Here is an 11,550-nt window from a genome sequence, read left to right as displayed (position 1 = left end):
GGTGGATGCGACCCTCGGCGCTAGACTTCCACTCGATGTTCTATTGGCTGATGAAGTACGTGGTGATCGGCCCCGTGGTCAAGGCGGTCTTCCGACCGTGGATCGTGGGGCGGAAGAACGTGCCCGCAAGCGGTGCGGCGATCCTCGCCAGCAACCATCTGTCCTTCGCCGATTCCATTTTCCTTCCGCTCATGATCGACCGGTCGATGTCGTTCCTGGCCAAGAGCGACTACTTCACGGGCCGGGGTCTGAAGGGGTGGTCCACGAAGTTCTTCATGAAAGCCACCGGACAGATCCCGATCGACCGTTCCGGGGGCAAGGCTTCGGAGGCGTCCCTGAACACGGGCCTCCAGGTCCTCGGCGGAGGCGACCTCCTGGGCATCTACCCGGAGGGGACGCGGAGTCCCGACGGCACGCTGTACCGCGGCCGCACGGGGATCGCCCGCATGGCTCTCGAAGCCAAGGTCCCGGTGATCCCCGTGATCATGGTCGACACCGATACGGCGATGCCGATCGGACGGCGGTTGCCGCGCATCGTCCGCGTCGGGATCGTCATAGGGGAACCTCTCGACTTCTCCCGCTACGCCGGGATGGAGAACGACCGCTACATCCTCCGCTCCGTCACCGACGAGATCATGGTGGCCCTGCAGCGCCTCGGTGAGCAGAAGTACGAAGACGTCTACGCGTCGACGGTCAAGGACCGGCTCCCCACCCGCGTCACATAGCCTCCCGCGCGCATCTGCGTGGTCCCTGCGACCACTAGGCTGGAAGGCATGCTCCCGCACCACATCGAAGCACTTGATGCATGGCGTTCGCTTCCCATCAAGCAGCAGCCGCAGTGGCCCGACGCGGACCGCGTCGCCGACGTCTCGCGCCAGATCGCAACCCTCCCGCCGCTGGTCTTCGCGGGTGAGGTCGACAACCTCCGCGACCGGCTCGCCCGCGCGGCTTCGGGACAGGCGTTCCTGCTCCAAGGCGGCGACTGCGCCGAGACCTTCGCCGGCGCGACGGCCGAGCAGATCCGCAACCGCATCAAGACGGTGCTGCAGATGGCCGTGGTGCTCACCTATGGCGCATCGATGCCGGTCGTCAAGATGGGCCGCATGGCCGGTCAGTTCGCGAAGCCGCGCTCGAGCGACTCGGAGACGCGCGGCGACGTCACGTTGCCGGCCTACCGGGGCGACATCGTCAACGGCTACGACTTCACCGAGGGCTCTCGTACGGCCGACCCGGGTCGGTTGCTCCAGGGCTACCACACGGCCGCGTCGACGCTGAACCTGATCCGCGCGTTCACCCAGGGTGGATTCGCCGACCTCCGCGAGGTGCACTCGTGGAACAAGGGCTTCGCGCAGAACCCCGCCAATCAGCGCTACGAGCGCATGGCGGCCGAGATCGATCGCGCGATCAAGTTCATGGAGGCGGCCGGCGCCGACTTCGACGAGCTGAAGCGCGTCGAGTTCTTCACCGGTCACGAAGGCCTGCTGATGGACTACGAACGACCGATGACGCGTATCGACTCGCGCACGGACACTCCGTACAACACGTCGGCTCACTTCCTCTGGATCGGCGAGCGCACCCGCGAGCTCGACGGCGCGCACGTCGACTACTTCTCCAAGATCCGCAACCCCATCGGCGTGAAGCTCGGACCGACGACGTCGCCCGAGACGGCGCTGCAGCTGATCGACAAGCTCGACCCGGACCGCGAGCCCGGCCGACTCACGTTCATCACGCGGATGGGCTCGGGCAAGATCCGTGACGCCCTGCCGCCCCTGCTGGAGGCGGTCCGCGATTCCGGTGCGCAGCCGCTGTGGGTCACCGACCCGATGCACGGCAACGGCATCACCACCCCGACGGGCTACAAGACGCGTCGCTTCGACGACGTGGTCGACGAGGTGCGCGGCTTCTTCGAGGCGCACCGCGCAGTCGGGACGTTCCCGGGTGGCATCCACGTCGAGCTCACCGGCGACGACGTCACGGAATGCCTGGGTGGATCCGAGCAGATCGACGAGGCGGCTCTCGCGACGCGCTACGAGAGCCTGTGCGACCCGCGCCTGAACCACATGCAGTCCCTGGAGCTCGCGTTCCTGGTGGCTGAGGAGCTCGAGAAGCGCTGATCTGCTCCTCGCGTCACGAAGAGAGCCGCCCTCCCCGAACCTCGGGAGGACGGCTCTCTCGTGTGGGCTGGGGGATCAGCCGGTGAGCTGGATGGAGAGGTTCACCGTGCCCCCTCGCGGCAGTGACTTGTCCGCTCCCGGGTCCTGGCCGGTCACCGTGGCCATCTCCGCGAACCCCGGCAGGTCGCCCCAGGCCGCGTAGCTCGCCGTGAAGCCGTTGTCGGAGAGGATCTGTTTCGCTTCGTTCAGGGTCCTGTTCGTGACATCGGGGACCGGGAAGAGTTCGGGTCCCTTCGAGACGATCAGCTGCACCGTGTCTCCGGGGCGCCAATTGCCCTCGGAAGCCCGGTCCGCCACGCCGATGACGATGTCCTTGGCGACATCGTTGCTGAAGGCGTACTGGGACTCCTCGTTGACGACCAGGTCCTTTCCGGTCAAGGTCGAGGTCGCCTCGTCGACCGACATGCCGGACACGTCGGGGAAAGCACCCGCGGAGACGTACAGTTCCACGGAGTCGTCTTCGAAGACGGTGCATCCGTCACCGCAGGCATAGGCGTCACCGCCTGCGCGCGGGGTGACGTAGGCGTTGATGACGATGCCCGCGTCGGCATTCGAGAAGAGGATGAGGGTCTCGTCGTCGACGTTGACGTTGACCCCGGCAAGATAGTCGCGCGCGTCCTGCTCCGTTCGTCCGTTGAGCTTTTCGAGATCGTGCGAGGCGGGGCCTGCGGACACGATCACCGTGACGGCGTCACCTTTGTCGAGCCGAGTGCCTTCGCCGGGGTCGGTCTCGATCACGGTTCCGGCGTCGATGTCGACGGAGAACTCGTTTTTCTGCGTGGGGACGAAGCCGGCATCCACCAGCACGGCCGCGGCGTCGTCGTAGGTCTTGCCGGCGACGCTGGGCACAGCGATGAGCGACCCGGGGCCGGAGCCGAACCACCAGCCGACGCCACCCGCGAGCACGGCCAGCAGCAGCACCAGCGTGAGGAGGAAGGCGCCGCGCGCGCGCCGCTTCGACGCGCGGCGTCGAAGGAGCGTCGCGTTGTCGATCGGGGTGGCCACGGGGGCGGCAGGATCCGCGATCACCATCGTGCTCGGCATCACCTTGGTGAGGTCGCCGGAGTCGCCGGGGCTGTGCTGCGGAGCGGTTGCGCGGGCGGCCATCGGGGTGATGCCGAGATCGCGTTCGATCTCGCGCAGACGCTCGAGCATCTGCTGGGCGTCGTCCGGGCGCTCGTCCGGCGACTTCTCGGTCGCCCAGAGCACGAGTTCGTCGAGATGCTCCGGCACCGCGGGGTTGCGGACGCTCGGACGCGGGACGGATTCCGTGGCGTGCTGGAAGGCGATCTGCATCGGCTGCTCGCCCTTGTACGGCTGCTCCCCCACGAGCATCTCGTAGAGCATGATGCCGAGCGCGTAGATGTCGCTGCGCGCGTCGGCCGTGCCTCGGGTGACCAGTTCAGGCGCGAGGTACGCGATGGTCCCGAGCAGCTGCTGCCCGGTCGCCGTGTTCGCCGTCGTCGCTCTGGCGAGGCCGAAGTCGCCGATCTTGATGCGTCCGTCCTCCGCGAGGAGCACGTTCTCCGGCTTGACGTCACGGTGCACGATGCCGGCTCGGTGCGCGGCGGAGAGCCCGGCCAGGATCGCATCCATGATCGTGATGGTCTGCGGGATGGTGAGGCGCTTCTGCTCGCGCAGCAGCTCGCGCAGCGTGATCCCGGGGAGGTACTCCATCACGAGGTAGGCGAGCTCGCCGTCCTGCCCCTGGTCGAAGACGTTGACCACGTGCGGATCCGCCAGACGGGCGGCCGCGCGGGCTTCCTGGATGAAGCGGCTCTGGAACGCGGAGTCATCGCTGAGGTGCGCATGCATCACCTTGAGGGCGATGCGCCGCTCCAGCCGAAGGTCGGTGGCGACGTACACCGTCGCCATCCCGCCACGGGCGATGCGAGCACGCACACGGTAGCGGCCGTCGACAAGCCGCCCGATGAGGGGGTCGGCCTGCTGATTGGTCGTCACGTCAGAATTCTATGGAGGACTGCCTGAAAGTCAGGGGAGCGGCTCACCTCTCGGCGGTGTCGGTTTTCCGGATGTCGTCACCCGTAGAGCGCGAGCCAGGCATAAGCTTGCGTCTCCCATTGGCCGTATCGGTCGGGATAGGCCGAGATCTGCACGGCCTGAGCGGCCGAGGTGAACGGCATGCTCTCCCAGCCGGGGATGTCGAGGAGCCCTCGCGTCGCCTGTCCGTTCGGATCGTGCTGACCACCGAAGAACACTCGCGTGCTGCGGTCCGCGTCCATGATCTGCGCGGGCGTTCCCCATCCGGTGCTCGGGCGTTGCTGGAAGATCCCGAGTGAATCGCGGTCGCCCCAGTCGAGGTTGCGGAGTCCCGACTCGACCATGCCGGTCGCGAGTGCCAGAGCGATGGCGCGATCGCTCACACCGAGCTCGCGGCCGATGCGGATGATGAGGGCGGCGTTCGACGCCTGCTCGGCGGTGAGGCTCGCGGAGCGCTGCCCGCCGGTCGCGGCGGTGCTCGACGCCGCAGGGGCAGGGGCGGCCTGCACGGCGAGTCGCTGACCGGGGTAGATGATCGATGACGGGCCGAGTCCGTTCAGGGTGAACAGCGCGTGGGTGGTGGTCCCGTACTTCTGCGCGATGCCGAACAGGGTGTCACCCGCGACGACGGTGTGGGCCGCCGCGGATGCAGGGGGAGTGGCAGGCGTGGCAGCCGGCGCGGCGGCCGCCTGCGGCGCAGCGGAGCCGGAGACGACGAGGCGCTGTCCCGGATAGATCACCGAAGCGCGTGTCAGCCCGTTCGCAGCGAGCATGGCATCCACGGTGGTGCCGTACTTCCGGGCGATCGCGTACACGGTGTCGCCGGCGACGACCTGATGCGATGTCGCGGTCGCCGTCGGAGCCGGCGCCGGCGCGACGGCCGGTGCGGCCGACGCCTGCAGGGTCAGGGTCTGGCCCGGGTAGATGACCGAACGCCACGAGAGCCCGTTCCAGGACAGCACGTCGACCGTGCGGAGCCCGAAGCGTGAGGCGATCGCCGAGACGGTGTCACCGGGCTGGACGACATAGTTCGACGGTGCGGACTGGGCGGGTACTGTGCGCACGGGCACGCTGCGCGGGCGCTCGATCGGCGAGAAGTCCGTCGTCGTCGTCGAGGCGGCGTCGGCGGGAGCGCTGGTGAGCGTGGCGGCCAGAGCCCCCAGGACGGCCGCAGGCAGTCCGAGCTGCAGGTTGCGCGTTCGACGCGTGGCGGTCTTGATTCCCAAGGCGAGCCCCCTTTTCGAGCACTTCACGCTGACACGGATGTAAACGGAAGTCAACAGAAGTGACGGAAGTGACGCATGGGGCTGATGGGTCGATATGCGGCATCCCGGCGGAGATGAGATAGTGGGCAACGTGTCTGAGAACGTTGCTGGATCCCCTGCCGCCGCTGCCGTCGAGTGGCTGACGATGCCCGACCTCGTCGAGGTGCTCGACGAGCCGCTCGGTCGCGTGCGCCGTCTGATCGACGAGCACTACCTGGTCGGGTCCCGTCGCACCGGCACCTTCGCCGTGCCGGCGGTGTTCATCGTCGACGGGCGTCCACTGAGCTCCTTGCGGGGAACGATCATCGTGCTCCAGGATGCGGGCTTCACCGACGACGAGCTGATCGACTGGCTGCTCGCGGACGAGGAGAGCCTGGGGCGTTCGCCGATCGACGCACTGCTGGCGGGGCACAAGAGCGCCGTGCGTCGACTCGCACGCACTCTCGCCTGAGGGGTCCGTCGGGTCAGGCGGAACGGACCGTCGCTGCGCGTGCGAGTTCACGCAGTTCGCCGACCGCGGCGTTGTCGAGCCGGGCGCCCGAGAGGGCGCGGTCAGCGTCCCGGGCGTAGTCCGCGATCATGGTCTCGACCTGAGCGAGCGCACCCGAGTCGGTGATCGTCGCCTGCAAGGAGGTCACCTGCTGCGGTGTCAGCTCGACGTCTCCGAGCATCTCGTCGAGCAGATTCCTCGCTGAGGTGTCGAGCGCCTGCCGCGTGAGAGCGATCAGAACCGTGCGCTTGCCTTCCCGAAGGTCGTCACCGGCCGGTTTCCCGGTGACGGAGGCGTCGCCGAACACTCCGAGCACGTCGTCGCGCAGTTGGAAGGCCATCCCGATCGGGTGACCGAAACGGCGAAGCGCGTCCAGCTGATCGGCGTCGGCACCGGCGAGTGCGCCGCCGAGGACCAGCGGCTGCTCGATGCTGTATCTGGCCGACTTGAGAGATGCCACGCGCAGCGCCCGATCGGCGTGCAGCGCTCCATCGTTGACGCTCCAGGCCGACTCCTCGGCGATGTCGAGGAACTGCCCCGTGGTCACGTCCCGGCGCATCCGGGCGTACTCGGAGCGCACGGCGCGCGCGTGCGGCTGGTCGTCCAGCGCGGCCTCGAGCAGATCGTCGCTCCAGGCGACGAGAAGGTCGCCGAGAAGAATCGCGGAGGCGCGGCCGAACGACTCGGCATCTCCCGACCACCCGGCTTCGTCGTGCGACGCCTGGAGCGCGCGATGGGCTGCCGGCCTCCCGCGACGGGTGTCGGAGTTGTCGATCAGATCGTCGTGCACGAGAGCCGCGGATTGGAAGATCTCCAACGCGGTGCACACGTCCCAGAGCGCCTCGGTCTCTGCCGCGTCACGCTCGTGGAAGCGTGCGACGGCGCGCCAGCCGGCGTGGCAGAACCGGGCGCGCAGTCTCTTCCCTCCTTCGAGGGTGCCGGCCGCGGCATCGAGAAACGAGACGGCGTCCGGGCCGTAGTCGGCGGATTCGTCGCGCATCCGTGCGAGGAAGCGGTCGAGGCGAGCGGCGACCGCGCCGGGGACGGGGGAGGAGGACGACACGACTCCCAGCATACGTAAAGCAAGGGGACGTCGAACTGCTAGCCCCGGACGCCTCCGCGCGCGTAGAATGGGAGGCACGATACCCGAGGGGGACGAAATGCCACTCTCCGAACAGGAGCAGCGTCTGCTCGACGAGATGGAACGCCATCTCCTTCACAATGATGCCGACGTCGTGAGCGCGCCGTCCGGCGACCGCGCACTGAGCTACCGAAATCTGGTCTACGGTGCTCTCCTTCTCCTCGCCGGTGTCGGCGGCCTCGTGGCCGGCGTCATCCTCGGCGGCGTATGGGGCATCGTGGTCGGCGTGATCGGATTCGTGGCGATGCTCGCCGGTGTCATCGTGGCCGTCACGCCCGTGCGGCGCACGGCTCCTGCGCAGCCTCGGGAACGCTCTGCGGCGAAGCGGCAGGATTCCGCCTCGTTCATGGACCGTATGAACGACCGCTGGGATCGTCGGCAGGACGGTCACTGACCCCCACACACTTCTCACGACAGAAGCCCGGATGCTGAGCATCCGGGCTTCTGTCGTTAACGCGCGGGCCGCCACGCTCCTCCACTGAGCCTCCACTTCACTCCACCGCGGAATTCCGCGGGATTTCAGCATGCCCTTTTGCGCGCGACCCGTGATTTCCCGGATTGGTCGTAGGTAAGTGGAGGAAAGTGGAGTAAAGTGGGGCGCACCTCGAGTTGGCCGGACGCAGAGGGGGTGATGGCCGATGTTGCTGGGTACGCACTCTCCGAAGCTGGACGACAAAGGACGGGTCATCCTTCCTGCGAAGTTCCGCGAGGACCTCGGTGGCGGCATCGTCGTCACCCGCGGCCAGGAGCGGTGCCTCTACGTGTTCAGCACGGCCGAGTTCGAGGCGATGCACGAGCGGATCCGCCAGGCTCCGCTCGCCAACAAGCAGGCGCGTGACTTCATGCGTCTGTTCCTCTCCGGTGCGAGTGCGGAGATGCCCGACAGTCAGAACCGCATCACCATCCCCGCGCACCTGCGTCAGTACGCAGGGCTGCAGAAGGAGCTCATCGTCACCGGAGTCGGCGCCCACGCCGAGATCTGGGACGCGGAGAGCTGGAACGCCTACCTCGCCGCTGGTGAGGAGACCTACTCCGACCTCGAGCAGGAGGTGATTCCGGGACTCTTCTGACCACGGCTGTGATGCCCCGCCGCTCCCGCCCCGACACACTTCCCCGGTGCCGGGTCGAGAAGCGGAGGGGGATCAGAGCCGATGGTCACCCCCGAGAAAGATCATGAACCTCCGAGACATCCACACCCCCGTCCTGCTCGACCGCTGCGTCGAGTTGCTCGCTCCCGCCCTTCACGCGGACGGAGCGGTGCTCGTGGACGCCACGCTCGGTATGGGCGGCCACTCCGAAGCTCTGCTCGAGCGTTTTCCGAACATCCGACTGATCGGGCTCGACCGCGACACCGACGCGTTGCGCATCGCGGGGGAGCGGCTCGCCCGATTCGGGGACCGCGTCACGCTGGTGCACACGGTGTACGACGAGATTGGACTGCACGCGCAGGGCGCGGCAGGGATCCTCTTCGACCTCGGGGTCTCCTCCCTCCAACTCGACGAGGCCGAGCGCGGATTCGCATACTCGAAGGATGCTCCTCTCGACATGCGCATGGACCAGACCAAGGGCGTCACCGCTGCCGATGTCATCGCGACGTACAGCGAAGGCAACCTGCGCCGCATCTTCGAGCGGTACGGGGAGGAGAAGCTCGCCGGTCGCTACGCGCGCTTCATCATCGAGGCGCGTCAGAAGCAGCCGATCACCCGCTCCGGCGAGCTCGTCGAGATCCTGATCGCGGCGACTCCCGCTGCCGCACAGCGTGCCGGGCATCCGGCCAAGCGCGTGTTCCAGGCCCTGCGCATCGAGGTGAACACCGAGCTCAACGTGCTGGCCGACGCGATCCCGTCAGCGATGGATGCGCTCGATGTCGGCGGACGCATCGTGGTGATGTCGTACCAGTCGCTCGAGGACCGGCTCGTCAAGCAGGCCTTCGCCGCGGCGTCGGCCTCGACGGCGCCGGCCGGGCTTCCGGTGGAACTGCCCGAACATGCTCCGCGGTTCCGCATCCTCACCAAGGGTGCGGAACTCGCCGGCGACGACGAACGCGCGCGCAACCCCCGGGCGATCCCGGTGCGGCTGCGCGCCGCCGAGAAACTCCGGGAGAGCGCATGAGTCTGAACGCGGTGGTCCGCAAGCCCGCGACGCCCCTCACACCGACCCGTGAGCCACAGAGGCGGCTGCAGCCCGTCACGCGGCCGGCGGTCCGTCGCAAGCCGAAGCTCGCGTACGCGCTCGTCGCCCTGGGTGGGGCCCTGGCGATCGGTGCGGCACAGGTGGGGTTTTCGCTCGCGATCACCCAGGATTCGTTCACCTTGGCCGGGCTCTCCTCGCAGCAGCGTGAACTGGATCTCCGGTCCCACGCGCTGCAGGAAGAGCTCACCGGCCTCAGCTCGCCGCAGGTGCTCGCCAGCAGCGCTGCCGATCTCGGCATGGTCGTCGCCGGTTCTCCCTCGTACCTGCGGCTCAGCGACGGAGCGCTCTTCGGCACCGGAGCCGGCGCGGAGGGGATCTCGACCGTCAACCCCGACGGCGCGGCGGCTGTGGCCAACTCCCTGATCGTGGAACCGCCGCCGGCGGAGACCGTGACCGACGACGGCGACACGGCCCAGACGACGCCGGACCTTCCGCCGGCCATCACCGACGGGCTCCCGAGTCCCACCACGCACTGACCCGCACGAAATGATCGATGGAGAGATCGCATGACGACACGAGCAACCCGCGGTCCTCGGCGACGGACCGTCGTCGCCCTCGCCGTCATCCTCTCCGTGTTGGCGGCTTTCGTCGTACGCCTGATCGACATCCAGGTCGTGAGCGCCGACGAGCACGTCGCGCAGTCCCTCACCAAGATCGGCGCGGGGGACACGATCCCCGGCCGACGCGGATCGATCGTCGACGCGGGGGGCACCGTGCTCGCATCGAGCGTGCTGGTCTACGACGCGCAGCTGAATCCGAAGGTCATCATGCAGCTGGAGGAGAAGGATCCCCAGGTGCCGTGGGCCGAAGCGTCCGAGAAGATCGCCGCGATCACCGGGCAGACCGGCGATGAGGTGCGTGCCCTGGTGTCGGACGCGCTCGCAGAGAACTCGCAGAGTCAGTACGCGCCGCTCAAGAATTCGCTCACCACGGAGCAGTACATCGAACTGCGCGACCTGAAGCTCGCCTACCTCCACATGGCGGGCAGGGAGACCCGCGTCTATCCGAACGGTGCGGTCGCCGGGAACATCCTCGGCTTCCTGGACGGATCGGGGAAGGCGCAGGCCGGGATCGAGCAGCTGAGTGAGAAGTGCCTCGCACCCATCGACGGCGAGGAATCGTACCGCAGGGGATCGAACGGCGTGGTGATCCCCGGCAGTGAACGCACGGTGGAGGCCGTCGACGGCGGTTCCGTGGAGCTCACCATCAACAGCGACCTCCAGTGGTATCTGCAGCAGATGATCGGTGAGGAGGCGCAGAAGCAGGGCGCCAAGGGCGGTACCGTCACGGTCGTCGAGGTCAAGACCGGCAAGATCCGCGCGGCAGCCGAATGGCCCTCGATGGACCCCAACGATCTGGACTCCTCGACGCCGGAGACCCGGTACAGCCAGATCTTCCACAAGGACTTCGAGCCGGGATCCACGTTCAAGGCGATCACGGCCGCCGCCGTCATCGAGGGCGCGGGTCTCACGCCGCGGAGCACGGTCACCGCGTCGTCGCGGGAGACGTTCCCCAACGGGGCCGTCGTGAACGACGCGTTCAGTCACCCCGCCTACAACTACACGCTCGCCGGTGGGCTCATCGATTCGTCGAACGTGGCGCTGTCGAAGTTCGGCACCATGGTCTCCCCGGACGTGCGCTACGACTACCTCGAGAGGTTCGGAGTCGGCCAGAAGACGCTCGACTTCCCCTCGGAGGTCGGCGGCATCCTCCACCCGGTCAGCGACTGGGACAGTCAGTCCCTCTACACGACGACGTTCGGCCAGTACTTCACGGTGACGGCGCCGCAACTCGCCGGTGCTTACCAGGCGATCGCTAACGGCGGGGAGAAGATCGATCTCTCCCTCGTCGAATCGTGCACGGCCGAGGACGGCACCGTCGTGAAGTCCGAGGCGCCGAAGCATGAGCAGATCATCAAGAAGCAGACCGCGGCCGAGCTGACGCGCATGCTGGAGAACGTGGCGGTGCAGGGCGGCAACGCGGACCGCATCCAGGTCCCGGGCTACCGCGTGACCAGCAAGACCGGTACCGCGCAGGTGTCCGACGGCAACGGCGGCTACAAGGCCGGCGTCTACTACACCAGCATGGTGGGGTTCGCCCCGGTGGACGATCCGCAGTACGTCGTCGTGGTCACCCTGGACGAGCCGACTAAGGTTGTATCGTCCGCGGCCACCGCATCCGCCTTCCAGAAGGCGATGACGCAGGTGATGAAGACCTATCGCGTGATGCCGTCCACTGTCCCGATGGACGAGCTCCTTCCCAAGTTCGGATAGTCGGCGAGAGCCG

General features: G+C 67.7%; 11 protein-coding genes. 8 read left to right on the top strand and 3 right to left on the bottom strand.

The annotated features are described in order from the left end of the window. The first annotated feature begins 35 nt into the window (after positions 1–35). Together FGL91_RS16605 and FGL91_RS16600 are read left to right on the top strand one after the other, a co-directional pair. Positions 36–725 carry a lysophospholipid acyltransferase family protein gene (locus FGL91_RS16605; protein ID WP_052193411.1) on the top strand — a complete coding sequence of 230 codons (690 nt, stop codon included), beginning with the start codon at positions 36–38 and terminating at the stop codon, positions 723–725. 48 nt (positions 726–773) lie between these two features. Further along, the gene (locus tag FGL91_RS16600; RefSeq protein WP_131491295.1) at positions 774–2,114 is read left to right on the top strand and encodes a class II 3-deoxy-7-phosphoheptulonate synthase; all 1,341 of its coding nucleotides are present in this window, start codon (positions 774–776) and stop codon (positions 2,112–2,114) included. Positions 2,115–2,189: 75 nt separating this feature from the next. Here FGL91_RS16600 and pknB read toward each other — a convergent pair whose 3' ends face one another. Continuing rightward, positions 2,190–4,136 (bottom strand): Stk1 family PASTA domain-containing Ser/Thr kinase, encoded by a 1,947-nt coding sequence (gene pknB / locus FGL91_RS16595; RefSeq protein ID WP_153244381.1) that lies wholly within the window; start codon positions 4,134–4,136, stop codon positions 2,190–2,192. Positions 4,137–4,213: 77 nt separating this feature from the next. Further along, positions 4,214–5,401 (bottom strand): LysM peptidoglycan-binding domain-containing protein, encoded by a 1,188-nt coding sequence (locus FGL91_RS16590; protein WP_153244380.1) that lies wholly within the window; start codon positions 5,399–5,401, stop codon positions 4,214–4,216. Between the two features lie 121 nt (positions 5,402–5,522). Between FGL91_RS16590 and FGL91_RS16585 the strand changes: the two genes are divergently transcribed. Further along, complete coding sequence (locus FGL91_RS16585) at positions 5,523–5,891, top strand: Rv2175c family DNA-binding protein (protein WP_416202653.1); 369 nt, start codon at positions 5,523–5,525, stop codon at positions 5,889–5,891. A gap of 13 nt (positions 5,892–5,904) precedes the next feature. Here the strand turns inward: FGL91_RS16585 and FGL91_RS16580 are convergent, their stop codons facing one another. Further along, positions 5,905–6,993, bottom strand: a complete 1,089-nt coding sequence (locus tag FGL91_RS16580; protein WP_227991688.1) for a polyprenyl synthetase family protein — start codon at positions 6,991–6,993, stop codon at positions 5,905–5,907. Positions 6,994–7,090: 97 nt separating this feature from the next. On the opposite strand from FGL91_RS16580, the gene FGL91_RS16575 reads away from it, so the two are divergent. The 5 genes from FGL91_RS16575 to FGL91_RS16555 all read left to right on the top strand — a co-directional run bounded on the left by FGL91_RS16575 (position 7,091) and on the right by FGL91_RS16555 (position 11,537). After that, positions 7,091–7,465: a DUF3040 domain-containing protein gene (locus tag FGL91_RS16575; RefSeq protein WP_134351547.1), complete on the top strand. Its 375-nt coding sequence runs from the start codon at positions 7,091–7,093 to the stop codon at positions 7,463–7,465. A gap of 244 nt (positions 7,466–7,709) precedes the next feature. After that, positions 7,710–8,141, top strand: coding sequence for a division/cell wall cluster transcriptional repressor MraZ (mraZ, locus tag FGL91_RS16570; protein WP_017830220.1), 432 nt, complete (start codon positions 7,710–7,712; stop codon positions 8,139–8,141). A gap of 103 nt (positions 8,142–8,244) precedes the next feature. Next, positions 8,245–9,183, top strand: coding sequence for a 16S rRNA (cytosine(1402)-N(4))-methyltransferase RsmH (rsmH, locus tag FGL91_RS16565; RefSeq protein WP_153244378.1), 939 nt, complete (start codon positions 8,245–8,247; stop codon positions 9,181–9,183). Then, entirely contained in the window at positions 9,180–9,740 is a 561-nt protein-coding gene (locus tag FGL91_RS16560) for a hypothetical protein (RefSeq protein ID WP_131491289.1), read from the top strand. Before rsmH ends, FGL91_RS16560 begins: the two co-directional genes overlap by 4 nt. Before the next feature lie 30 nt (positions 9,741–9,770). After that, on the top strand, positions 9,771–11,537 hold the full coding sequence (locus FGL91_RS16555) for a peptidoglycan D,D-transpeptidase FtsI family protein (RefSeq protein WP_153244377.1): 1,767 nt from the start codon (positions 9,771–9,773) through the stop codon (positions 11,535–11,537). Positions 11,538–11,550 lie beyond the last annotated feature (13 nt).

This window comes from Microbacterium sp. CBA3102, from assembly GCF_007954505.1.
Classification (GTDB): Bacteria; Actinomycetota; Actinomycetes; order Actinomycetales; family Microbacteriaceae; genus Microbacterium; species Microbacterium aurugineum.
Note: the sequence above shows the minus strand (reverse complement) of the source record. Positions and strands in the feature narration are given on the sequence as shown.